The 24116-nt window shown below is 70.8% G+C and carries 20 protein-coding genes and 1 pseudogene; 12 read left to right on the top strand and 9 right to left on the bottom strand.

Going from position 1 to position 24116, the window contains the following annotated elements; translation table 11 throughout:
* Nucleotides 1-5 precede the first annotated feature (5 nt).
* The 4 genes from IE107_RS13205 to IE107_RS13195 are packed head-to-tail and all read right to left on the bottom strand — an operon-like array spanning nucleotide 6 to nucleotide 2094.
* Entirely contained in the window at nucleotides 6-374 is a 369-nt protein-coding gene (locus IE107_RS13205; RefSeq protein ID WP_373302438.1) for a glycoside hydrolase family 95-like protein, read from the bottom strand.
* Nucleotides 320-532, bottom strand: coding sequence for a hypothetical protein (locus IE107_RS36095; protein WP_373302437.1), 213 nt, complete (start codon nucleotides 530-532; stop codon nucleotides 320-322). Before IE107_RS36095 ends, IE107_RS13205 begins: the two co-directional genes overlap by 55 nt.
* A 33-nt stretch (nucleotides 533-565) precedes the next feature.
* Entirely contained in the window at nucleotides 566-1048 is a 483-nt protein-coding gene (locus IE107_RS13200) for a DUF456 domain-containing protein (protein WP_189543930.1), read from the bottom strand.
* A 56-nt stretch (nucleotides 1049-1104) separates the two neighbouring features.
* Nucleotides 1105-2094 (bottom strand): TrmB family transcriptional regulator, encoded by a 990-nt coding sequence (locus IE107_RS13195; RefSeq protein WP_189543929.1) that lies wholly within the window; start codon nucleotides 2092-2094, stop codon nucleotides 1105-1107.
* Nucleotides 2095-2303: 209 nt separating this feature from the next.
* On the opposite strand from IE107_RS13195, the gene IE107_RS13190 reads away from it, so the two are divergent.
* From IE107_RS13190 to IE107_RS13180, 3 genes are all read left to right on the top strand, one after another.
* Nucleotides 2304-6071, top strand: a complete 3768-nt coding sequence (locus IE107_RS13190; RefSeq protein WP_189543928.1) for a S8 family peptidase — start codon at nucleotides 2304-2306, stop codon at nucleotides 6069-6071.
* 127 nt (nucleotides 6072-6198) lie between these two features.
* Nucleotides 6199-7551, top strand: a complete 1353-nt coding sequence (locus tag IE107_RS13185; RefSeq protein WP_189543927.1) for a protein phosphatase 2C domain-containing protein — start codon at nucleotides 6199-6201, stop codon at nucleotides 7549-7551.
* Nucleotides 7552-7616: 65 nt separating this feature from the next.
* Nucleotides 7617-9359: a pyruvate dehydrogenase gene (locus IE107_RS13180; RefSeq protein WP_189543926.1), complete on the top strand. Its 1743-nt coding sequence runs from the start codon at nucleotides 7617-7619 to the stop codon at nucleotides 9357-9359.
* A gap of 39 nt (nucleotides 9360-9398) precedes the next feature.
* On the opposite strand, the pseudogene IE107_RS34865 reads toward IE107_RS13180, so the two are convergent.
* Nucleotides 9399-9641: pseudogene (locus tag IE107_RS34865) on the bottom strand (hypothetical protein); the annotation flags it as partial.
* 184 nt (nucleotides 9642-9825) lie between these two features.
* Between IE107_RS34865 and IE107_RS13175 the strand changes: the two are divergent.
* The 7 genes from IE107_RS13175 to IE107_RS13145 all read left to right on the top strand — a co-directional run bounded on the left by IE107_RS13175 (nucleotide 9826) and on the right by IE107_RS13145 (nucleotide 16783).
* Nucleotides 9826-10992 (top strand): NAD(P)/FAD-dependent oxidoreductase, encoded by a 1167-nt coding sequence (locus IE107_RS13175; protein WP_189543925.1) that lies wholly within the window; start codon nucleotides 9826-9828, stop codon nucleotides 10990-10992.
* A 40-nt stretch (nucleotides 10993-11032) separates the two neighbouring features.
* Complete coding sequence (locus IE107_RS13170) at nucleotides 11033-11359, top strand: (2Fe-2S)-binding protein (RefSeq protein ID WP_229866887.1); 327 nt, start codon at nucleotides 11033-11035, stop codon at nucleotides 11357-11359.
* Nucleotides 11340-12806 (top strand): FAD/NAD(P)-dependent oxidoreductase, encoded by a 1467-nt coding sequence (locus IE107_RS13165; protein ID WP_189543923.1) that lies wholly within the window; start codon nucleotides 11340-11342, stop codon nucleotides 12804-12806. The genes IE107_RS13170 and IE107_RS13165 overlap by 20 nt, the downstream gene beginning before the upstream one ends.
* Before the next feature lie 155 nt (nucleotides 12807-12961).
* Nucleotides 12962-13870 carry a dihydrodipicolinate synthase family protein gene (locus tag IE107_RS13160; RefSeq protein WP_189543922.1) on the top strand — a complete coding sequence of 303 codons (909 nt, stop codon included), beginning with the start codon at nucleotides 12962-12964 and terminating at the stop codon, nucleotides 13868-13870.
* 147 nt (nucleotides 13871-14017) lie between these two features.
* Nucleotides 14018-15019: a proline racemase family protein gene (locus tag IE107_RS13155; RefSeq protein ID WP_189543921.1), complete on the top strand. Its 1002-nt coding sequence runs from the start codon at nucleotides 14018-14020 to the stop codon at nucleotides 15017-15019.
* Nucleotides 15016-15966, top strand: a complete 951-nt coding sequence (locus IE107_RS13150; protein ID WP_229866885.1) for an ornithine cyclodeaminase family protein — start codon at nucleotides 15016-15018, stop codon at nucleotides 15964-15966. The genes IE107_RS13155 and IE107_RS13150 overlap by 4 nt, the downstream gene beginning before the upstream one ends.
* 88 nt (nucleotides 15967-16054) lie before the next feature.
* Nucleotides 16055-16783, top strand: a complete 729-nt coding sequence (locus IE107_RS13145) for a GntR family transcriptional regulator (protein ID WP_189543920.1) — start codon at nucleotides 16055-16057, stop codon at nucleotides 16781-16783.
* 73 nt (nucleotides 16784-16856) lie between these two features.
* Here IE107_RS13145 and IE107_RS13140 read toward each other — a convergent pair whose 3' ends face one another.
* Nucleotides 16857-18329: an aminopeptidase P family protein gene (locus IE107_RS13140; RefSeq protein ID WP_229866883.1), complete on the bottom strand. Its 1473-nt coding sequence runs from the start codon at nucleotides 18327-18329 to the stop codon at nucleotides 16857-16859.
* A 335-nt stretch (nucleotides 18330-18664) separates the two neighbouring features.
* Here IE107_RS13140 and IE107_RS13135 point away from each other — a divergent pair, with 335 nt between their 5' ends.
* Nucleotides 18665-21049, top strand: coding sequence for a M9 family metallopeptidase (locus IE107_RS13135; protein WP_373302436.1), 2385 nt, complete (start codon nucleotides 18665-18667; stop codon nucleotides 21047-21049).
* 96 nt (nucleotides 21050-21145) lie between these two features.
* On the opposite strand, the gene IE107_RS13130 is transcribed toward IE107_RS13135, so the two are convergent.
* Nucleotides 21146-21535: a barstar family protein gene (locus IE107_RS13130; protein WP_189543918.1), complete on the bottom strand. Its 390-nt coding sequence runs from the start codon at nucleotides 21533-21535 to the stop codon at nucleotides 21146-21148.
* 135 nt (nucleotides 21536-21670) lie between these two features.
* A complete protein-coding gene (locus tag IE107_RS13125) occupies nucleotides 21671-22096 on the bottom strand; it encodes a ribonuclease domain-containing protein (protein WP_189543917.1) in 426 nt (141 codons plus the stop codon).
* Between the two features lie 375 nt (nucleotides 22097-22471).
* Here IE107_RS13125 and IE107_RS13120 point away from each other — a divergent pair, with 375 nt between their 5' ends.
* Entirely contained in the window at nucleotides 22472-22834 is a 363-nt protein-coding gene (locus tag IE107_RS13120; protein ID WP_308434224.1) for an ATP-binding protein, read from the top strand.
* Between the two features lie 48 nt (nucleotides 22835-22882).
* On the opposite strand, the gene IE107_RS13115 is transcribed toward IE107_RS13120, so the two are convergent.
* Nucleotides 22883-23956 (bottom strand): DUF2637 domain-containing protein, encoded by a 1074-nt coding sequence (locus IE107_RS13115; protein ID WP_189543915.1) that lies wholly within the window; start codon nucleotides 23954-23956, stop codon nucleotides 22883-22885.
* Nucleotides 23957-24116 lie beyond the last annotated feature (160 nt).

Raw genomic sequence — 24116 nt, 5'->3', positions numbered from 1 at the left:
CGGGCTCAGGCGGGCAGTCCCCACCGCGGCGCGGGTTCGTTCGCCGTCACCGGGCGGACGGTCGGGTCCGGGCGGTCGCCCCGCGCCGTGATCAGCGCCGATTCGCCCTTGCCGAGGCGGATGCGTACCGTGCCGTCGGCCGGCTCCTCGTGAGCCAGCGGCCGTCCGTTCCGGTCCCGGATCTCCACCGGCCCGTCGATGCCGTGGCGTACGACGCACGGTGCGCCGGCCTCGCTGGTCAGCCGCACCCAACGGGTCCGGCCCTCCTCGCGTACCGCGCTGAGCAGGAACGCGCCCTGTGTCCGGAAGTCGTGCACGGTCAGCTCGCGCCAGGCGGCGGGCAGCGCCGGGAAGACCCTGATCGTGCCGCCCACGACTGGCAGACCATGTCGTGCAGGGACTGGGCCGCCGAGAGCGGGGTCTCGATGACCGGACCCGACTCCTTGTACATGGTGTTCGCCCGGATGAAGCGGCTCATCAGCTGCCCCAGGTACTTCAGCGCGTCCTCGCCCTTGCCGAGCAGCGCGGACATCGACGCGGCGCCGGTGAACGGGACGCACAGCGGTCAGCCCCAGATCACCGCGCCCAGCCAGGCCCCCGCCACCAGGAGGCACGCGTAGAGCTCGACGAGTACCGAGTAGCCGGTAGCCCGCATCACCGAGCGCACCGAGGTCCAGCCCGCCTCGCGGCTGCCGAGCCGTAGCCGCTCCGCCCCGTAGACGGCCCCCACATACCCCACCACCCCGCCGACCACCGGCACCACGAAGAAGCACACGATCGCGCCGATCCCGCCCAGCGTCAGCGTCTTGCGCGGCGCGCCCGTCTCGCGCGGGCGGCGCGGCGGCAGCAGTGGCTTCAGCGCCTGATTCAGCAGCAGCAGCGCTGTCGCACCCATGAGTACACCCCAGGCGAGCGGCGTCACATCGGTCAGTGCCCACCACAGCACGGCGGCCCAGACGATCGCCTGCCCCGGCACCCCCGGCACCAGCACGCCCAACAGGCCCAGGAGCATGACGAGGCCGACGGCGACGAGTTGCCACACACTCATCTGACCAGCCTGCCGGAGTCCGGCCGGTCCCGCCCGTCAGCGCCGACGGGGCGCGCTCAGAGCCGGGGCGTGCGGGACACCCAGCCCCGTTCGTACGCGTGCCAGCCCAGCTGCATCCGGGTGGAGACGCCGGTCAGCTCCATCAGGCCCTTCACCCTGCGTTGCACGGTCCGCAACCCCAGCTCCAGCTGCTTCGCCACGCTCGCGTCCGTCAGCCCGGCCAGCAGCAGTGAAAGGATCTCCAGGTCCGTCGGATCGGGCCCCGTGTCCTCCTCCTGCGGCCGGCCGCTCTCGCCCAGCCTGAGCGGCATGGCCTCGCGCCACACCGCCTCGAAGAGACCCATCAGCGACTCCAGCAGCCCGGAGGCGTGGACCACAAGGGCGGCCGGCTCGGCGCCGCGGCCGGTCAGCGGCACCATCGCCAGGGCGCGGTCCGCGACGACCAGCTTGGTCGGCACCCGGTCGATGACCCGGCACTGTTCGTCCCGGCTCAGCGCCGCCGACAGCTCCAGAATCCCGAACGGCAGCGAGAGCAGCTCGCGCTCGACCACCACCCGGTACGACACCCCGCGCGTCGCGGCCTGCTCCTCGGCCTCGTTCTCCATCCCGCTGACGGCGATCGGCTTCCCGGTGACCAGGGCGCACACCTCGCTCGTCGCGCCGAGCTGCAACTGGTGGAAGCGGTGCGACACCGCGCTCGCCCCCGTGACCACCTCGACCAGATCGTGCACGGCCGGTTCGGCGGCCTCCGCCCGGTACTCCTCGGCGAGCAGCGCCGCCGCCAGCTCCGCCTGCTCCAGCTCATGGCGCTGCTGGGTCAGCAACGCTCCCAGCGCCACACCCGGCGGCGCCGCCACCCAGCGTCCGGTGCGGGCCGACGCCTGCGCGGCCAGGCCGTGCTGCTCCAGCCTGCGCAGCGCCCGCTCGGTGTCCGGCTCCGGAAGGCCCAGCCGGTGCGCGAGATCGGAGACCTCTGCGGCTCCCACCATCACGAGCGCGCGGTACGCCGACTCCTGTATCTCGTCGAGACCTATGGCTCCCAGCATCCCGGTCCCTTTCTGGACGCACTGATTCCGCACGATCTCGCTGTCGCCGGGCGTCCGGCCATGGCGGAAAGCGGCCACGGCGTAAACCCGCCGTGCACATCATCCCTTTAACGCTCTCCGCTCTGCCAATGTGGCGCCACCGCAGTACCAACAACCTCCGGAAAGCTGCGGTTTGGGCAGGTTGGTTCCGGATTCACTTGGGGAGAGCGATGCGTCCGATATCGCGTACGGCGCTGGGAGCGGCCACCGCCGCGGTCCTGGCCGTCACCGCGATCGCACCGTCCGCGGCAGCGCCGCAGGACGACGCGACAGGGAAGAGAGCACTGACCGGCAGTTCGGCCGCCGATGCCAAGAAGGGCGAACCGGTCACCGTGACACTGGTCACCGGTGACAAGGTCCTGGTGAGCAAGGACGGTTCGGGGGCCGCCTCGGCCACCGCGCTGCCCCGCGAGGACGGCACCGTCCCCCTGGTGCAGACCAGGCAGTCCGGCAAGGACCTCTACGTCTACCCCGAAACCGCCGCCGCCGCGCTCGCCGCGGGCAAGGTCGACGAGGAACTCTTCAACGTCACCGGCCTCATCCGGCAGGGCTACGACGACGCGCACACCAAGTCCCTGCCGCTGATCGCGGTCTACGGCAAGGACCGGGCCCGCTCCGCCTCCGCCACCCCGCGCGGCGCCACGCGCCAACTCGTGCTCGACGCCATCGACGGTCTCGCCCTCAAGGCGGAGAAGACGAAGGCCGCCGACTTCTGGGCGGACGTCACCAATCCCCGCTCCCGCTCGGCCTCCGGCCTGAAGAAGCTCTGGCTCGACCGCAAGGTTCAGGCCACTCTCGACAAGTCGACCAAGCAGATGGGTGCAGACCTCGCGTGGGCCGCCGGATACGACGGCAAGGGCACCAAGGTCGCCGTCCTCGACACCGGTGTCGACGCCGAACACCCCGATCTCAAGGGCCGGGTCGCCGCCTCGGAGAACTTCACCGACTCCGACAGCACCGACGACCGGCAGGGCCACGGCACCCACACCATCTCCACCGTCGGTGGCACCGGCGCGGCCGACGGCGGCAAGAAGAAGGGCGTCGCCCCCGGCGCCGACCTGCTCGCGGGCAAGGTCCTCAACGACAGCGGCTCCGGCGCCGAATCCTGGATCATCGCCGGCATGCAGTGGGCCGTCGACCAGAAGGCCGATGTCGTCTCCATGAGCCTCGGCAGCCCCGAACCGACCGACTGCACCGACCCGATGAGCGTCGCCGCCGAGCAACTCGCGCAGAAGAAAGGCACCTTGTTCGTGGTCGCGGCGGGCAACTCGGGCCCGACGCTGAACACCGTCTCCTCGCCCGGCTGCGCCCCGAGCGTGCTGACCGTCGGCGCCGTCGACCGCGACGACACCACGGCCCGGTTCTCCAGCCGCGGCCCGGTCATCGGATCGCACACCCTCAAGCCCGAGATCGCCGCCCCCGGCGTCGCCATCTCGGCCGCGGCGGCAGGTGGGCGCGGCGTCTACGCGTACCGGACGATGTCCGGTACGTCGATGGCCACCCCGCATGTCGCGGGCGCCGCCGCCATCGTGAAGCAGCGTCACCCGGACTGGACCGCCCAGCAGATCAAGGCGGCGCTCGTCTCGTCCGCGAAGAGCGACATTCCCGGCGACGTGCGCGAGACCGGCGGCGGCCGGCTCGACGTGAAGGCCGCCATCGACACCACGGTCGTCGGCGCCCCCGCCCTCCAGGGCGGCACCTTCGAATGGCCGCAGGACCGGACCGACCGCACCACGGTCGACGTCCCGTACACCAACTCCGGCACCGAGCCGGTGAAGCTGTCGCTGAAGGTCCAGGGCGTCACCGGCAACGACGGCTCGGCCGTCCGTTCCTCCGTCGCGAAGCTCGACGCGAGCACCGTCACCGTCCCGGCCGGAGCGACCGTCAAGGTCCCGCTGGAGATCGACCCGACGGCGAAGCTGAAGGCCGCGCAGTACGGCGACGTCACCGGACGGGTGCTGGCCACCGGCCCCGGCGGCGTCAAGGTCTCCACCCCGTTCTCGCTGTACGTCGGGGCCGAGACCGTCACCCTGCGGGTCAAGCTCGTCGACCGCACCGGCAAGCCCGCCGGCGGCTCCTCCTCGCTGGACGTCATCGGCACCGACACCGCCCGCGGCGAGCGCCGCTTCAACGACGGCGCCACGGAGCAGGTCTACCGGGTGCGCCCCGGGGCGTACTTCGTCTCCAGCTTCGTCATCTCGCCGGACCTGAAGGACGCGACCGGCAACCTGGACGAGTCCCTCGCCTACCTCGCGCGGCCCCAGGTGAACGTCACCAAGGACACGACCCTGGTCCTGGACGCCCGCAAGGCGCACCGGATCCAGGTGAAGACCGAGGACCGCGCTTCCGAGAACCGCTCCACGACGCTCGCCTTCGGCCGCAGCTGGGACGACGTCTGGCTGCACTCGGGCTCCGTCACCGGTGGCTCCACGGTCAAGAACTACCTCGCCGACGTGCGGGGCAGGGCGAGTGACGGCGACTTCGAGTTCGCCAGCTTCTGGCGCGCGTACGCCCCGCAGATCGAGAACCTGTCGGTCGTCGGCGGCATCGAACTGCACCCGAGGGCGGCGAGCACCGGCTCCGCCAATCTCGACGGCACGGGCGAGGCCGCCCTCGTCGACGCCGGTACCGGTACCCCCGACGAGCTGAGGGCCTCGGGCGTCGACGGAAAGATCGCCCTGGTCGAGGTCGGTGACGACGACAACTACGTGTACGCCCAGGCGCGCGACGCCAAGGCCGCGGGCGCGAAGGCCGTCATCGCCCATCGTCCCGCCGCGGGCCCCTGGCAGCCGAGCATGGGCTTCGCCCCGGCGGTGCTGCCCGCGCTCGGCATCGAGGCGGGCGAGGCCGACGCGCTGAAGGCCGCCCTGGCCGACGGCCCGGTCAAGCTGAGCTGGAAGGCCACCGCGGTGAGCCCGTTCGTCTACAACCTGGCCTTCCCCGAGACCGGCCCGGTCACCTCGGACCGCACCTACAAGGTCCGCGACACCAAGCTCGGCCGGGTATCCGCCACCTACGAGGCGATGGGCGTCGCGGCCGACTACGTCGACACGATGATCATCAACCGGCCGTACGGCGGGGTGTTCTCCGCGATCAGCGATGTCGTCGCCGCCCCCGGCAAGCGCACCGAGTACTACTCGGCGGGCGACACCGCCTGGGTGCGGTACCTCTCCTCCAGCTTCCCCTGGGGCGAGCTGATGGCCGACCGGCCGCGCACCTACACGGCCGGGTCGAAGCGCACCGAGAACTGGTACCGGGGCATCCCGGCCCCCTCCGCCCCGCGCGACGCCGCCGGCAAGCTCCAGCTCGCCGCCGAGCGCCAGGACAACCTGATCGGCGTCGCCCCGGGCTTCTGGAGCGACAGCGAGCACGCCGGATTCCAGGGATCCTTCGGTGACATGGGCAATATGCGCCTGAGCAGCGGCGGCAAGGTGATCGGCGAGTCCGGCTGGCCGTCGGGGGTGTTCACCGTCCCGGCCGAGGACGCCGCATACGAACTCACCATGCAGACCGCCAGGTTCGGCCAGCCCGCCGCCGTGTGGAAGCGGTCCACCAGCACCGAGACCACCTGGAAGTTCCGCTCGAAGCGGGACGAGAACGCGTACTCGCAGGGGATTCCGCTGCTGTTCCCGGGCTACGATCTGGACACCGACGGGCTCAAGACCCTCGCCGCGAAGGACGGTCAGACGATCGGCCTGAGCGTCACCGGTCACGCCGGCTACACGCCCGGCAAGCTGACCGCGGCCAAGGTCTCGTACTCCTACGACGGTGGGAAGACCTGGACCGAGGCGACCACCGCACAGCAGAACGGCCGGTGGACCGCGACCGTGAACCACGCGGGCGCGGCCGGCAAGCCGGTCACCCTGAAGACCGAACTGACGGACGCCAACGGCAACTCCGTCATCCAGACCGTGAACGACGCGTACGCCGTGCGCTGATCACGACCTGACCGGTCCGCCGGGCGTCCTTCCCGTGGGGGGTGGGGGCGCCCGGCGGACCCATGTCCGCGGCCACTGTTTCCGGATGACCCGTTTTCGTACGGCCCCCGCGGTCGACAATAAGGGCATGAGTCAGCAGGGGGAGGGGCCCGCCGCCCACGAGGACGACTGGTGGCGCAGGCTGTACGACGAGAACGCCCGGGACACCGACAGGAGCAACGCGGCCGACAGCCTCGACGACCGCTTCGACTCGGCGTCGGACGCGGTGAGTTCCGGCGGGCAAGGGGTGCCGGAGGGCGGGGCGGGGACACCGCCCGCGGGGGAGGAGGTGCCGCCGGAGGGGAGGAGCGGGGACGCGAAGGGGGAGAGCGGGGCCTCTACCGTCTCATCGACCCCCACCGCCCCGCCGGTCCCAGGCACCACGGTTGCCGCACCCTTGTCGGAGGAAGGGAACGAAACCGCGCCGGGGCCCGCGCTCCGCCCGGTGATCGGCCATGTGGGTGACCGGCCGCCCACCTACGACGCCGAACCCACCGCACTGCCCGCCACCGACCCGCAGGAGCCGGCCGGAATCGTCGCCGACACCGCGCTCGACGGCGCCCGCTACGGCACATACACCCTGCGCGCAGCCTCCGTGCGCGGGGACTCCGCACGGTTCCGTGGTGAGCCCCGCCGCGACGCACTGCTTACCGCACGCTTCGGCACCGACGAGCACGCACTGGTCCTGGTCGCCGTCGCCACCGGGGCCCGCGCCACCGAATCGGCGCACCTGGCGGCGGCCGACGCCTGCCGCTGGATCGGCACAGCGGTCGGCCGCAGCCACGCCCGGCTCTCCGAGGACATAAGGGCGGGCCGCCGCGGAGAGCTCAAATCCGGTCTGCACCGCCTCACCGACCGTACGTACGGCAAGCTGCGCGCCCGCGCCGCCGAGCTGGGGAAGGAACCGCAGCAGTACACGGCGGGTCTGCGTTGCCTCCTGCTTCCGGCGGACCCCGACTGCCGGACGAGGATCTTCTTCGGCGTCGGTGCCGGTGGGCTGTTCCGGCTGCGCGAAGGCGTCTGGCAGGACCTCGAACCGGAGGTTCCGGCAGCCGGTGACCTCGGCTCGGACCCCAGGGCGGGATCGGGGGCAGGGGGCGGGGTCGTGTCCGCGCCGCCCGGGAGTGCTCCCGACGGCGGCGGCCTCACCGTGGATCCGGCCGTCACCACGCCCGCGTCCTTCGGCGCCGAGGCCCGGCCCGAGCCGCCCGCAGAACCGTTCCGCTTCCGGGGCTCGGTGGCCCGGCCGGGGGACACCCTGCTGCTGTGCAGCCCCGGGCTGGCCGAACCGCTGCGCGGCGAGCCTGCCCTGGCCCGGGAGCTCGCCGGGCGCTGGGCCCCCGACCCGGCACCCGGGCTCGTGGCATTCCTCGCGGACACCCAGCTCCGGGTGAAGGGTTACTCCGACGACCGTACGGGCGTGGCCGTCTGGGAGGCGTAACCCCGCGTGCCATGGGTTGATGGATGCGGAGTCCGGAAGCCGAAGCGCGGAAAGGGTACGCACCCATGGCCAAGCAGAACGTGTCGGAGCAGTTCGTCGACATCCTCGTCCGGGCGGGCGTCAAGCGTATGTACGGTGTCGTCGGCGACAGCCTCAACCCGGTCGTCGACGCCGTCCGCCGCAACCGGGCCATCGACTGGATCCAGGTCAGGCACGAGGAGACCGCCGCCTTCGCTGCCGGTGCGGAGGCCCAGATCACCGGCTCGCTGGCCGCCTGCGCCGGATCGTGCGGCCCCGGCAATCTGCACCTCATCAACGGTCTCTACGACGCCCACCGCTCGATGGCTCCCGTGCTCGCCCTCGCCTCGCACATCCCGTCGAGCGAGATCGGTCTCGGCTACTTCCAGGAGACCCACCCGGAGCTGCTCTTCCAGGAGTGCAGCCACTACAACGAGATGATCTCCAACCCGAAGCAGATGCCGAGGCTGCTCCAGACGGCCATTCAGCACGCGATCGGTCAGGGCGGGGTCAGCGTCGTCACGATGCCGGGTGACATCGCATCGCAGCCCGCCCCGGAGAAGTCCGTCGAGCACGCGCTGGTCACCTCGCGTCCGACGGTCCGGCCCGGCGACGAGGAGATCGCCAAGCTCTGCCGGATGGTCGACGCGGCGAAACGTGTGACATTGTTCTGCGGCAGCGGTACAGCGGGTGCCCACGCCGAGGTGATGGAGTTCGCCGAACGGGTGAAGGCCCCGGTCGGGCACGCGCTGCGCGGCAAGGAATGGATTCAGTACGACAACCCGTACGACGTCGGGATGAGTGGCCTGCTCGGCTACGGAGCCGCCTACGAGGCGACCAACGAGTGCGATCTCCTCATCCTGCTCGGCACGGACTTCCCGTACAACGCCTTCCTCCCGACCGATGTGAAGATCGTCCAGGTCGATGTGCGCCCCGAGCACCTGGGCCGTCGGTCCAAGCTGGATCTGGCGGTCTGGGGCGATGTCCGCGAGACCCTGCGCTGTCTGACCCCGCAGGTGAAGCCCAAGACCGACCGCAAATTCCTCGACCGGATGCTGAAGAAGCACGCCGACGCGCTGGAGGGCGTGGTCAAGGCGTACACCCGCAAGGTCGAGAAGCACGTCCCGATCCATCCGGAGTACGTCGCCTGGGTGCTGGACGAACTGGCCGACGAGGACGCCGTGTTCACCGTCGACACCGGTATGTGCAATGTGTGGGCCGCGCGGTATCTCTCCCCCAACGGCAAGCGCCGTGTCATCGGCTCGTTCAGCCACGGCTCGATGGCCAACGCGCTTCCCCAGGCCATCGGCGCCCAGTTCACCGACCCGCATCGGCAGGTGGTCTCGATGTCCGGCGACGGCGGGTTCACCATGCTGATGGGCGACTTCCTGACGCTGGTGCAGTACGACCTGCCGGTCAAGGTCGTGCTGTTCAACAACTCCTCGCTCAGCATGGTCGAGCTGGAGATGCTGGTCGCGGGCCTGCCGTCGTTCGGTACGTCGAACAAGAACCCGGACTTCGCCGCGGTCGCCCGCGCCTGCGGAGCGTACGGGGTGCGGGTGGAGAAGCCCAAACAGCTCGAAGGCGCCCTCAAGGACGCCTTCAAGCACAAGGGCCCGGCGCTCGTCGATGTCGTCACCGACCCCAACGCCCTCTCCATTCCGCCGAAGATCAGCGCCGAGATGGTGACCGGCTTCGCGCTCTCCGCGAGCAAGATCGTGCTCGACGGGGGAGTGGGCCGGATGGTCCAGATGGCCCGCTCCAACCTGCGGAACGTGCCCCGCCCCTGAACCCGGCCGGGAGCGGTGCGGGGCGCGGCGGGGCCGGCGCCGGTCCTCGGCGAGCTTCACCGACTCCACCGTGACCGCCGGATGCCCCGTGTCGACCAGCGACGGCAGCACGGGTGCCGAGGCCGCCCGCAGCGGCAGGTTGAGCGCGAGCCCTTCCCGTACCGAGTCCGTGATCCCGCTGCCGGGTGCCAGCGCGTAGCTGAACCGGTGCCGGCCGAGGTCCGCCTCCGGGTCGGGGCTGTGCGGGGCGCGCAGCAGAGTGAGCCGTACGGTCGTGCCGAGCTCGCCGCCCGCCGCCGGGGAAGCCGGCGGCAGATGGCGGAGTCGGCGCCTGCGGGGGTGTTCCTGGCTCCACTTCCCCGGCGGCCGACCCGGCACCCCTGCAATCGCGCGACGGCGTGACGGTTGATCAACTGGCCCCGTACGCACCCTTGGCGACCCTTGAGCAATGTGACATATTACTGACGTGCTCACGAGACACACCTTGGATGTCGTCATCGTCGGGGCCGGAATGGTCGGCGCGGCCTGCGCCTACTACACCTCCCGGTCCGGACTGTCCGTAGCCGTCGTCGACCGCGGGCCGGTGGCCGGCGGCACCACCGGAGCCGGCGAGGGCAACCTCCTGGTCTCCGACAAAGTGCCGGGACCGGAGCTGGAACTGGCCCTGCTCTCCGCCTCCTTGTGGCAAAGGCTGTCCGAGGAGCTGCCCCCGGGCATCGAGTACGAGCTCAAGGGCGGCGTGGTCGTCGCGGCGTCCGAGGGCTCCCTGGCCACCCTGGCGGCGACGGCCGCCGGCCAACGGGAGGCGGGCGTCGAGGCGCACGACGTCACCCCCGACCGGCTGCGCGAGCTCGAACCCCATCTCGCGCCGCACTTGGTCGGAGGCTGCCACTACCCGCAGGACGCACAGGTCCAACCTGCTCTGGCAGCAGCGGAGTTGGTCCATTCGGCTTCGCGCGCCGGTGCGCTTGTGCGCCCGGGGGAGGAGGTGGTGGAGATCCTCAGGGACCGGGCGGGCGCCGTACGCGGAGTACGCACGAACCGGGGTGAACTGAGGGCCCCCGTCGTCGTCAATGCGGCGGGTACCTGGGGCGGCGATCTCGCCGCACTGGCCGGGGTGAACCTGCCGGTCCTGCCGCGCAGGGGGTTCGTGCTCGTCACCGAACCACTGCCCCGCCTGGTCCGGCACAAGGTCTACGCGGCGGAGTACGTGGCCGACGTGTCGAGCGGGTCGGCGGCGCTGCAGACCTCGCCCGTGGTGGAGGGGACACCCTCGGGTCCGGTTCTCATCGGGGCGAGCCGCGAACGGGTCGGCTTCGACCGGACGTTGTCCGTTCCGGTGGTCTCCCGGCTGGCAGCTCGGGCCGCCGCCCTGTTCCCCGTGCTCGCCGACGTACGGGTGCTCCGTGCCTACCACGGGTTCCGTCCCTACCTGCCCGACCATCTGCCTGCGATCGGACCGGACCCCCGGGTGCCGGGACTCTTCCACGCCTGCGGCCACGAGGGCGCCGGAATCGGACTGGCGCCCGCGACCGGGCTGCTGATCGCGGATGCGATCCGGGGAAAGCGGCCCGCACTCGATCTCGCACCCTTCGCCCCCGACCGGTTCGATGCCACATGCCCTGTCACATGACGGTGGAGAGCGGGGCGCCCGTGCCCCAGGAGAGGACCCCGTGAGACGCACCCGCGCACGCACCCCCGCCGAACTCGTCGGGGCGGACCCCGAGCCGGAGTTCCGGCTGACCTTCGACGGCCGCCCGATCCGCGGGCTGCCGGGCCAGACCATCGCCGCCGCACTCTGGTCGGCGGGCATCCTGACCTGGCGCACCACCCGGGTCCACGGCCGGCCGCGCGGCGCCTTCTGCGGCATCGGTGCCTGCTACGACTGCCTGGCCACCGTCAACGGCCGGCCCAACCAGCGTGCCTGTCTGCTGCCCGCCGAGCCGGGCGACATCATCACCACGCAGGAGGGCGACGGGCATGCCGCACTCGAAGGATGACCGCCGGACGCCGGAGACCGGGTGCGCCGCGATCGCCGTGGTGGGAGCGGGTCCGGCGGGCCTGGCCGCAGCCGTCACCGCCGCCGACCATGGGCTCGACGTGGTTCTGCTGGATGCGGCCGCCGCACCCGGCGGGCAGTACTACCGCAGCCCGGCCGTCGGGCTCGGCGCCAACCGGCCCGAGGCCCTTCACCACCACTGGCGCGCCTTCGCGGAGCTCTCCGCGCGACTTGCCGCGCACCGCGACACCGGCGCGATCCGCCATCTCACCGGCCACCAGGTGTGGACGGTCGAACGAACCGGTGGCGGCGACTGGATCCTGCACGCGGTCACCGGTGGCGGCGAGGAGGCCCACACCGCTGTCCGGGCCCGCCGCATGCTCCTGGCGACGGGTGCCCACGAGCGCCAGCTCCCCTTCCCCGGCTGGACACTTCCGGGTGTGGTGAGTGCGGCGGGGGCCCAGGCCATGCTCAAGTCCGGGCTGGTGCTGCCGGGGCGCCGGATCGTGGTCGCGGGCAGCGGTCCGCTCCTCCAGGCCGTCGCGCTCTCACTGACGCGTGCGGGGGCGCGTGTCCCGGCACTCGTCGAGGCCGCCGGCTACGGAGCGTACGCCCGTGCTCCCGGGGTGCTGGCGGCCAACCCCGGCAAGGCGGCTGAGGCGGCGCGGTTCGGGGCCGGCCTGGCCGGTGCCCGGGTCCGGGTGCTGACGCACCGGGCGGTCACCGAGGTGCACGGCGACGAGCGGGTCGAGGCGGTGACCGTCAGCAGGGTGGACCGTCGATGGCGCCCCGTCGCCGGGACCGGCCGCCGGATCGCCTGCGACGCGCTCGCCGTGGGACACGGGCTCGTGCCCCAGCTGGAACTCGCCGTGGCAGCCGGCTGCGGCACGCGTCCGGGCCCCGACGGCACGCATGCCGTCACCCTTGACGAGCAGCTCAGGACCACCGTCCCCGGCGTCTGGGCGGCCGGTGAGACCGGCGGCATCGGAGGCGTCGAACTCGCCCTTTCCGAAGGCGAGTTGGCGGCACTGTCGATCATTCGCGAGGTGCGGGGCGGGGTACGGAGGCAGGAAGCGCGCAGGGCGGTCGCGCTGCGACGTTCCCGGCACCGGCTGCGGGCCTTCGCCACGCTGATGGGGACCGTGCACCGGCCGGGCGCCGGGTGGAGCGAGTGGCTGGGCGGCGATACGGAGGTCTGCCGCTGCGAAGAGGTCACCGCGGGCCGGATCCGTACGGCCTGCGAGGAACTGGGAGCCGGTGACGCCAGGACCGTCAAGCTGCTCACCCGGGCCGGAATGGGTTGGTGTCAGGGCCGGACGTGCGGATTCGCCGTCCGTGAACTCGCCGCCGCGCACGGCACCGGACAGGACCCGGGCGGTCCCGAGCGCCGTCCATTGGCCTGCCCCGTAAAGCTCTCCACGCTCGCCGACCTGGCCGAACCGGGGTAGGCCGGCAACCCGGCCCTCCCCGCCCGCAGACACTTCTCTCCCCGGAGCCCGACGGCCCATCGATGCGGGCTCCCGCACACCGGAACGCCGCGTTCGCCGCGCGCTGTCCATCTGTCCGCCACACCGTGACATGTCACACCTTCCAAGGAGCCACGATGCAGACGAACACCCACCCGCGCACCCGTCCCTGGCACGGGGTCATGGTCGCCACCCCGGTCACCCTGCGCGAGGACTGCACCATCGACTACGACGCCTACGCCACTCACGTGCGCCAGCTCATCGAGGCGGGCTGCGACGGCGTGGTGCCCAACGGCTCACTGGGCGAGTACCAGACCCTGACCGACAGCGAACGCGACCAGATCGTCCGGGTCGCCGTCGAAGCCGCGGGCGACGGAAGCCGCGTCATGCCGGGCGTCTCCGCCTATGGCAGCGCGGAGTCACGGCGCTGGGCGGAACAGGCCGCCGAGGCGGGTGCCGGTTCCGTGCTGCTCCTGCCGCCCAACGGATACCGCTGCGAGGACGAGGCGGTGCGCGCCCACTACGCCGAGGTGGCAGAAGTCGGAGTGCCGGTCGTCGCGTACAACAATCCGTACGACACCAAGGTGGATCTGGCACCGAGCCTGCTCGCCCGCCTCCACCAGGAAGGCAGCATCGTGGCCGTCAAGGAGTTCAGCGGTGACGTCCGCAGAGCGTACGAGATCGCCGAACAGGCGCCCGGCCTCGACGTGCTCGTGGGCGCCGACGACGTACTGCTGGAACTGGCGCTCGCCGGCGCCGTCGGGTGGATCGCGGGTTGCCCGAACATGCTGCCGTCCTCCTGTGTCGATCTGTACCGTGCCGCTGTCACCGGTGACATGGCAACCGCGCTGCCGCTGTACCGGGAGCTGCACGAGCTGCTGAGGTGGGACTCGAAGCCGGAGTTCGTCCAGGCCATCAAGGCCTCCATGGACGTCGCCGGACGCCACGGAGGCCGTACCCGGCCGCCGCGGCTCCCGCTCCCCGCCGACGACGAGGCCGCCGTCCGTGCCGCGACGGAGAAGGCGCTCGCCGGGGGCCTTCACTGAGAGCGGCGCCCGGAAACCGCACGTGCACGGGCGCTCAGGGCGCCCGGCCCGTGCGCCCGGACGGGCTGCACCGGGCCCCGCCCGGTGCAGCCTGTTCCGTCCCGTTCCCGCGTTCTTCGTGTCCGTCGTGACCAATCAGGGGGAGCCTTGCAGACACGTCATATCTTCCATGCCGTCGACTCGCACACCGAGGGCATGCCCACCCGCGTCATCACCGGAGGCATCGGCACCATCCCCGGTGCCACGATGGCCGAACGGCGCAGCTACTTCCAGAAGCACCGGGACGCCGTGCGCACCCTGCTCATGTACGAACCGCGCGGCCACGCCGCCATGAGCGGCGCGATCCTCCAGCCGCCCACCCGGCCGGACGCGGACTACGGCGTCCTCTACATAGAGGTCTCCGGCTTTCTGCCGATGTGCGGGCACGGCACCATCGGGGTGGCGACCGTTCTGGTGGAGACCGGCATGGTGGAGGTCACCGAACCCGTCACCACCGTGCGACTGGACACCCCCGCCGGGCTCGTGAGCGTCGACGTCCAGGTGACGGACGGCTCCGCCACCGCCGTGACCCTCACCAACGTTCCGGCTTTCAGCGTCGCGCTCGACCGGACCGTGGACGTACCCGGCTACGGGAAGCTGCGCTACGACCTCGCCTACGGCGGGAACTTCTACGCGATGGTTCACCTGTCCGACCTCGGGCTGCCCTTCGACCGGGCCTACAAGGACGACATCCTGGCCGCCGGACTCGCCCTGATGGACGCGGTCAACGCCACCGACCGGCCCGTCCACCCCGAGGACCCGGACATCCACGGCCTCAAGCACGTGCAGTGCATCGCACCCGGGTCCGACGCCCGCCACTCCCGGCACGCGATGGCCATCCACCCCGGCTGGTTCGACCGCTCACCCTGTGGGACCGGCACCTCGGCCCGTATGGCGCAGCTGCACGCACGCGGTGAACTCCCCCTGGACACCGACTTCGTGAACGAGTCCTTCATCGGCACCTCGTTCACCGGACGTCTCGTCCAGGAGACCACCGTGGGTGGGCTACCGGCCGTTGTCCCCACCGTCACCGGCCGAGCCTGGATCACCGGTACCGCACAATTCTTCCTGAACCCGTCCGATCCCTTCCCCGAAGGATTTCTGCTGTGAACCTGCCCCTGCTCGGCGCCGACGACATCGAGGCCCTGGGGCCGACCGGAGCCGTGGACGCACTGGATTCGGCGCTGCGCGGGGGACTGGATCCGGAGGCAGCACCCGCCCGGCACCACGTCTCGGTGCCCGGCGGAGAGTTGCTGATCATGCCCGCCACCACCCAGCGGGTGACCGGCGTGAAGATCGCCGGGGTCGCACCGGACAACCCGGCGCGCGGCCTGCCCCGGATCACCGGAAGCTATCTGCTGCTCGACGCCGCCACGCTGCTGCCGCTCGCCGTGCTGGACGGGGCCGCGCTCACCACCCTGCGTACACCGGCCGTTTCCGCACTGGCGATCCGCCACCTCACCGGCCCCGTCGTACGCCACTTGGTGCTCTTCGGCACGGGCCCGCAGGCGTACGGGCACCTGGCCGCGGTGCTCGCGGAACGCCGGGTCGAACGGGTCACCGTGGTCGGTCGCGACCCGCACCGGGCCGGTGCACTGGCCGAGCACGCCCGTCGGCTCGGGGTGGACGCACGCGCGGGGCAGGGGCAGGGGCGTGGTGCCGATGAGGTCGCCACGGCCGATCTGGTGCTCTGCTGCACCACCTCCGCCACCCCGCTGTTCGACGGATCCCTCGTACCGGACGGGGCGACGGTCGTCGCGGTCGGCTCGCACACCCCCGACGCCCGTGAGGTCGACACCGCGCTGGTGGCACGCTCCGCAGTCGTCGTCGAATCGCGGTCGGCGGCGCTGGCAGAGGCGGGCGATCTGCTGATCCCGCTGGCGGAGGGCGCCTTCGGGGCCGAGGACATCGTCGGCAACCTCGCCGAGCTGGTGACCGGTAGCGGCTCCGGTGGAAAGCCGGCGGACTTCGAGGGCCCCCGGTTCTTCAAGAGCGTGGGTATGGGCTGGGAGGACCTCGCCGTGGCGGCGGCAGTGCACCGGAATTCGGAGCCCTGAGCGAACCGTCCACAGCCTCGGAACGACGGGCCCTGGCGGAAACGTGACATTGTATTCTGAGGCCCCGCACGGCGCTGGAGGAACAGATATGGCCCGCCTGACGACGATCAACGTCATCTCCGCGCAGGAGCATTTGCGTGACCGGGTGGCAAACGCCCTCAGGGCGGCCCTGATCGCGGGGGAGCTCCGTCCGGGCGTCATCTACTCGGCTCCCGCCCTCGCCGCCGACTTCGGTGTCTCCGCCACCCCGGTCCGTGAGGCCATGCTCGACCTGGCTCGCGAGGGCCTGGTCGAAGCGGTGCGCAACAAGGGCTTCCGGATAACGGAGTTGACCGACCAGGACCTCGACGACTTCACCGAACTGCGGGTCATGATCGAGGTTCCCACCGTCGGCCGCATCGCCCGTATGGGCAAGACCGAGGAGCTGGAGGCGCTGCGGCCACTCGCCCAGGCGATCGTCGCAGCCGCCGCCGAGCACGACATCCTCGGCTACCTGGAGGCCGACCGCCGCTTCCATCTCGAACTGCTCGGCCTGGCGGGAAACCGCCGTTTGGTGGAGGAGGTCAGCAACCTGCGCAAGCGCTCGCGTCTCTTCGGGTTGAACCGGCTCGACGAAACCGGGCTGCTGGTCCAGTCGGCAGAGGAACACGGCCAGTTGCTCGACCTCTTGATCGCGGGCGAGGCGGAGCGTGCGGAGCAGTGCATGCTGGGTCACATGTCGCATGTCAGGAACCTCTGGGCCGAGGAGGACCCCGATGGCACGGGCGCGGGAGGCAGGCGGATCAGAAGCGTGAGGATGCCGGCCGCAGAGGCCTGATCCACCCTTCCCTCTCCAATCGCCTCACGGCGTCCTTCAACGGCCGCCCGCCGGGCGGCCGTTGAAGCGTCTGTCAGGCCCCGGTCTCCAGCAGCGAGGCCATCCACTCCTCGACGCCGTCGGCGGTGCGCGGCAGCGCGGACGACATGAGGCGAGCGCCGTCGGCCGTGATCACGAGGTCGTCCTCGATCCGCACCCCGATGCCGCGCAGCGACGAGGGCAGCGTCTCGTCGTCGGGCTGGAGGTACAGCCCGGGCTCGACAGTCAGCACCTGACCGGCCTCCAGGCGCCCGTCCAGATACGTGCCGGCACGCGCCTGCGCACAGTCGTGCACGTCCATGCCGAGCATGTGGCCGCTGCTGCAGAGTGTGTACCGGCGGTAGAAGCCGTTGTCCGCGTCGAGCGCCTCGTCCGCCGGCATCCGCAGCACACCCCAGTCGTGCAGCCCTTCGGCGATGACCCGCATGGCCGCCATGTGGAAGTCACGGAACCGCGCCCCCGGGCGCAGGGCCGCGATGCCCGCGTCCTGCGCCGCCAGCACCAGCTCGTAGACCGTTCGCTGCGCGGGTGAGAAGCGGCCGGACAGCGGCAGGGTGCGGGTGATGTCGGCCGTGTAGAGCGAGTCGGTCTCCACGCCGGCGTCCAGGAGCAGCAACTCGTCGCGTTCCAGCGGTCCGTCATTGCGGATCCAGTGCAGGACACAGGCGTGCGCCCCGGCCGCGGCGATCGTGGAGTATCCCGGACCGTTCCCCTCCAGCCGGGCACGCAGATCGAAGACACCCTCGATCCAGCGCTCGCCGCGCGGATGCCCCAGCGCCTTCGGCAGGCTTCGCACCACGTCCTCGAACCCCGCCGTCGTCGCGTCGACGGCCTGCTGCAACTGGCCGGTCTCCCAGGGGTCCTTGACGAGCCGGAGCTCGCTGAGCACCGCTTCGAGCCCGGCCGGTGCCGACCGCCCGACGGGGAACGCGCGGCAGGAGCAAAGGAGTTCGTCGACGGACGGGTCCACGCCGGCCAGCGCCCGCACCGGTGGCTGCGGTCCGGTGAACAGCTTCTCCCAGTCGTCCAGGTGTGCGCAGCGGATGCCGGTCAGCCGGGCGGCCTCGGTCAGGTCGGGCCTGCGGCCGACCCAGAACTCCCCGTACCTGCGGTCACGGTAGAACTCCTGGCCGGTGCGGGGCGAGCGGGGCCGGAGATACAGCACCGCCTCGTGGCGTTCGTCGCCGTCCGGTTCCAGGACGAGGACGTGGCCTGCCTGGTCCTCGCCGGTGAGGCCGGTGAGCCAGGCGTAACCGGTGTGCGGCCGGAAGCGGTGGTCGGTGTCGTTGGAGCGGACGGTGAGGGCGCCGGCCGGGATGACCAGGCGCTCGCCCGGGAAGCGGGCGGCCAGCCGGGCGCGGCGGGCGGGGGTGGCGTCGATGGAGGGGACGCGAAGGTCCGTCGGCAGCGGGGACTTCGCCCACCCGGTGCTCATGAAGGCGTCCAGGGCGGGTGACACCGGCAGATCGTGGCTGCCGGTGTGTGGCGCGGAGAAGGAACGGGACACGGCATTGCTCCTCGGGGCTCTGCGGGGCCGGGATTCCGGCTCTCCGGGGGACGCGGTGGTGCGGTGGCGCGGTGGTCGAAACCGGTGATGGGGGCCGGTGCGTTCGGGCCGCGTGTCATATCCCTTGCTGCGACGAGAAGTTGTCGCGCGGATGAATGTGCGTGAGAGGGGTTCCAAAGAACATGTGACATGTGCCATTGTACAGCGCGCAAGGGAGAGGGGCCGTGCTCATGTCACGACGTGAGTGCAGTTCAGACCCGGTCCGGCGCCGACCCCTTGCATTCCCCCACAGCCGCGCCTTGGTGCGCGGTCACCACTCCGCTGGGAGGCGGCACGTGAAGAACCTGAGGGTTCGACAGAAGATAACCGGATTGTCCACTGCGGTTCTGGCGGCATGCCTGGGCGTGGGCCTGTTCACGGCACCGAGCCAGGCCGTCGAGCAGCGCCCCGTCGCGTCGGCCGCGACCCCCCACACCGCGGACGCCGCCCAGAAGCGGGCGGAACCCCGGACCGAGGACCCCGGCGGCCCCACCGCCGAATCGCTGACGGCACCCGCCGACGATGCCGGTCACGTCCAGCGCAAGAAGCTCGAGGCCGCCGATCAGCCTCCGTTGTCCGCGTCCAAGGACGCGCTCAAGCGGGACTACGACGACCAGAAAACCGCGCTTCCGAGCCACCAGGCGCCTTCCATGAAGGCCGAGAAGCGCCGCGCCAAGAAGCTCGGCACGGCCGCTGCCGAGTGCAACGTCACCGATTTCACCAACAACACCGGAAGCGCCCTGGTCGAGAAGGTCAAGGCGGCCACCACCGACTGCGTCAACTCGCTGTTCCGCATCCAGGGCCAGGACGGCTACAACGCCTTCCGCGAGGACCAGATGGTCACCATCGCCGACGCGATGCGCGACGCGTCGGCCTCCTACCCGGGTGACGCCAGCACCGGCATGCCGCAGCTGATCCTCTTCCTCCGGGCCGGCTACTACGTGCAGTACTACGACCCCGACACCGTCGGGGAGTACGGGCCGCGACTGGTCACGGCCATCCAGGGCGCGCTCGACGGCTTCTTCGGCTCCTCGCACGCCTTCGATGTCACCGACGCCAACGGCGAGAGCCTGTCCGAGGCGATCATCCTGGTCGACAGCGCCGAGCAGAACGCCCGCTACCTGAACATCGTCAAGAAGATGCTGGCGGACTACGACGAGTCGTACAACGACCTGTGGCACATGCGGAACGCCGTGAACAGCGTGTACACGGTGATGTTCCGCGGTCACCAGGTGCCGGAGTTCATCACCGCCATCGAGGCCGACCCGAGCGTCCTGACCTCGCTGCGCGACTTCGCCGCGAACCATATCGACCTGCTGGGCACCGAGAACTCGTTCCTGGCCGCCAACGCGGGACTCGAGCTCGGCCGCTTCCTCAAGGAGGACTCGCTGCGCGACAAGGCGAGCCCGCTCGCGGTCGACCTGATGAGCAAGAGCTCCATCGACGGCCCCACCGCTCCGCTCTGGGTCAACCTGGCGAAGATGGTCGACGCCTACGACAAGGGCAACTGCGAGAAGTACGGCGCCTGCAACCTCGCGGAGCGTCTCGAGAAGGCCGTCCTGCCGGTGAAGCACACCTGTAGCGACAGCATCACCATCCGGGCGCAGGACATGGTCGCGGAGGAGCTGGAGGCCAGCTGCACCAGCCTGCGCAACCAGGACGCCTACTTCCACGAGGTGGCCCGGGACAACGGCGCGGTCGCCGACGACAACAACAAGACCATCGAGGTCGTGGCCTTCGACTCCAGTGCCGACTACCAGACCTACGCCGGTGTGATCTTCGGTATCGACACCAACAATGGCGGCATGTACCTGGAGGGCGACCCCAAGGCCGAGGGCAACCAGCCCCGGTTCATCGCCTACGAGGCCGAGTGGGCCCGTCCCGACTTCCAGATCTGGAACCTCAACCACGAGTACACGCACTACCTCGACGGCCGCTACAACATGTACGGCGACTTCGAGGCCGGGATGACCACGCCGACCGTCTGGTGGGTCGAGGGCTTCGCGGAGTTCGTCTCCTACTCGTACCGCAAGCTCAACTACGACGCCGCCATCGCCCAGGCGGCGAACCGCACCTACCCCCTGAGCACCCTGTTCGACACCACCTACGAGAACGCCGACCAGACCCGCGTCTACAACTGGGGCTACCTGGCCGTTCGTTACATGCTGGAGTCGCACCGCTCGGACGTCGACACCCTGCTCGGCCTCTACCGCAAGGGTGACTGGGACGCCGCCCGTACCCTGCTCACGTCGACCATCGGCAACCGTTACGACGCCGACTGGAACACCTGGCTGGAGGCCTGCGCGGCCGGTGCCTGCGGCGGCGGTTCCACCAACCCGCCCGGTGAGATCACCGAGTGCAAGGACGCCGACGCCCGGATGCTGGGCAAGAACTGCATGCGCAGCAACCTGAAGGCCGTCAAGGGCGACTACGCCTACCTGGCCGTCATCATCCCGGCCGGCGTCAAGCAGCTGAAGATCACCGCCTCCGGCGGCACCGGTGACGCCGACCTCTACTACAGCGACAAGGAGTGGGCGACCACCAAGGTCAACACCGACAAGTCCGTCGGGGCGGGCAACGAGCACACCCTGACCGTCAACAACCCGACGCCCGGCTACCACTTCATCAGCCTCTACGGCAATGAGGCGTTCGACGGCGCCAAGGTCACCACCGAGTTCTGATCCCCGCGACCCCCATGGTGCCGGCCGGCCGAGTGAAGTTCCCGCTCGGCCGGCCGGTTCCGTCCCGGGGCGCGTCCGCCGGACCCGGTCCGGGGCTCACGACAGCCGCAGCGTGCCCGGCGTCGCGCCCTGCGCCAGGATCTCCACGATCAGGTCGAAGAGCGTCGGCCCCCGTCCGGCCAGGGCCTCGTCGAGCCTCTCCTGGATCGCGGGCCGGTTGGTGGGATGCGCCCGCTCCAGGCTCCGCCGCAGCTGACGGGCCGTCTCCTCGTGGCCCAGGGCCCGCGCGGAGAGCGCGTGGTCCCGCCACTCGAAGACGAAGTCGCCGTCGTCCGGGGTGCCCATCCCGCCGCCCAGACAGTCCGCGAGGGCGTCGAGGTTGCGGCCGAAGTATCCGCCGGGACCGTTCACGGCCTCGCCGATCACTTCCCAGAAGCGTTCCAGGCCGGTGACCCGGGAGCCGTCGATCACATAGGTCACGGTCATGAAAGGGAGCGTACAAGCGTGAGCGAGGTGGCGGACGCCGACCGCGGCCCGTGGTCCGGCAGGCCGCGGCCCCGCGTCCTTGATCCGCGCCGCAGGTGGGGGGCTACGGCGCGGACCGGTCAGGAGGGACGGGCTTCAGCAGCCCTGGTCTATCAGGTCGAAGGTGGCGTAGTGGTCGCTGGTGTAGTAGTCCTCCTGCGCCCTCTCGCCGGTGACGATCCGACGCGCGCCGCGGGTCGGGGAGCCGGGCGTGACGACCGTGTACTCGTGGTAGTAGCCGGTGCTCCGGCCGGGCAGGACGCCTTCACGGTTCTGGAAGACGGAGCCGTCCTGCGAGTACGGGAACGGGCCGCCCGCGTCTATGAGATCGAGGGTGTCGTGTGCCTGGGCCGGCAGCGCCGAGTAACAGATGCTGCCGACCGACGTGATGGAGGCAAAGGAGGCGGACGGGGCCGTGGATCCGGTCGTGGCCGTGGCCGCGGTGGCCGGGGCTCCGACGAGGAGGACGGACAGGAGGGCGGCTGCGCCACCGAGCGTGGTGATCCGTGGGGGGATTCGCATAGCCACCATGATGACGCGCGTAGATACAGTCCCGTCAACGCCAACCGATGTGAATTTTTTGGAAGTTGATCGTAAGAAGGAAATGTGTCGCGCAGATGTCCCGCAGCTCCCGGGCCGATTCGGCTCTCCGTTCACTTATTGATGAGTCGACAAGCGTGGCGGCCCGTCTGTGGGGCATGCATCCGGTGAACGTGCTCCGTGGAGGAGTGCGACGAGAAGCAGGCGACCTGGGCGACCGGAACGACGAACAGGGGGCGATCCACTGTGCGGGCGGGGGAGACGATGGAACGTCAGGGAGATGCCGATTCCATGGAAGACGAGGCCGTGCACGATCCGGGGGCAAAGGGACGGCAACCGGTCCGGCTGCATCGCAGACTGGCCCATACCGATCTGGCGGCCGTGAGTGAAGTACGCGGCGCGTTACGGGAGTTCCTGCGCTACCGGTGGCAGGGTGAGCCCGCCGAGGTGGCGGAGCTCCTGCTGAGCGAGCTGGTGACCAACGCACTGATCCATACGAGACATGGCGCGGTCGTCACAGTGAGCCTGGCGACGGCCAGACTTCGGGTGGAGGTGAGGGACTTCATGTCCGGACTGCCCCTGTCGTACGTACCGAACGCCGACGACGGTACGCATGGCCGGGGGCTGCTCCTGGTGCGGAGTCTCGCGGACGCCTGGGGAGTCGGCGCGCATGCGCTGGGCAAGGTCGTCTGGTTCGAGCTGGAGGGCGAAAGGCCCTGACGGGCCGGCAGGGACCGGGCCGTCAGGGCCTTTGGTGGGGGCTGGGGATCAGCCGAACTGCTGCTCCAGATCCTTCAGTTTCCGCTCCAGCGAGTCGAGCCGGGGCAGTGCCTGGGTGTCGTCCTCGGCGGTGAGGTCGACGGTGACCGGGTCAGCCGGGCTCCGATCCGGAGTATCGGCGCTCCGCCCCGTCACGGCTTGCAGGGATGGCCGCGGACGCAACGGCAGTTGTCCCGGCTCGGTTATGGCGGGCTCCACGACGGGCGCGGAGCCCGCCGTGGGGGCGATGGCCTGGACGTCCACCTGGGTGCCGCCGCGGCCGATCCGGCGCCAGGCCCGGTTCTGCCGGTTCAGCGCCTTGATGTGGGCCCGGTCCAGCTTCTCCTGGTCCTTCCTGCGCAGACGGTTCTGCTCCTTCTCCCGCCTGTCCTCACGTACCTCTTCGACGGCCTCGTCCAGCGTGCGTACGCCTTCCAGCAGCATCAACGACCAGGCGTTGAAGGTCTCCCGGGGGGCGCGCAGCCACCGTACGATCCGGATCTGCGGCAGCGGGCGGGGCACCAGGCCCTGCTCGCGCAGCGCTGCCCGGCGGGTCTGCTTCAGGGCCCGGTCGAAGAGCACGGCCGCCGAGAGCGACATCCCCGCGAAGAACTGCGGGGCGCCCGCGTGGCCCATGCCGCGCGGCGCGTGCACCCAGTTGAACCAGGCGGCGGCACCGGCGAACGTCCATACGAGCAGGCGTGAGCCGAGTGCCGCGTCACCGTGGCTGGCCTCGCGCACCGCGAGCACGGAGCAGAACATGGCCGCGCCGTCGAGGCCGAAGGGGACGAGGTACTCCCAGCCCCCGGAGAGGCCGAGATTCTGCTCGCCGAAGCCGACGAGCCCGTGGAAGGAGAGTGCGGCGGCGACCGCCGCACAGCAGAACAGCAGGACGTAGGAGGCGGTGGCGTACAGGGCTTCCTTGCGTCTGCGGCGTTCCTCGCTGCGTTCCCAGCTGTCCTCGGCCGCGGATGCGTCAGCAGCGCGCTTGCCGCGCGCGACCACCGCCACCGCCGCCAGGACTCCCACGAGCAGCACGGCGCCCGGAAGCAGCCAATTCAGCGATATGTCGGTCAGTCTCATGCGCGGTCCCTTGCATCGCGTAGGGCATTTCGGGCGCCATGATTGCCGAAACCCCATCGTGCCCAGGGGGTTTCGGGGCAAGAGAACGCCATTGGGTCGGTACGGCGCACGGATGACCGGGATCGGCTCGAATAACCGCACGCGTCCGATGAGTTGCGTT

Source organism: Streptomyces gelaticus (genome assembly GCF_014649535.1).
In the GTDB taxonomy this organism is placed as follows: domain Bacteria; phylum Actinomycetota; class Actinomycetes; order Streptomycetales; family Streptomycetaceae; genus Streptomyces; species Streptomyces gelaticus.
This window is presented reverse-complemented; position numbering and strand designations above follow the sequence as displayed.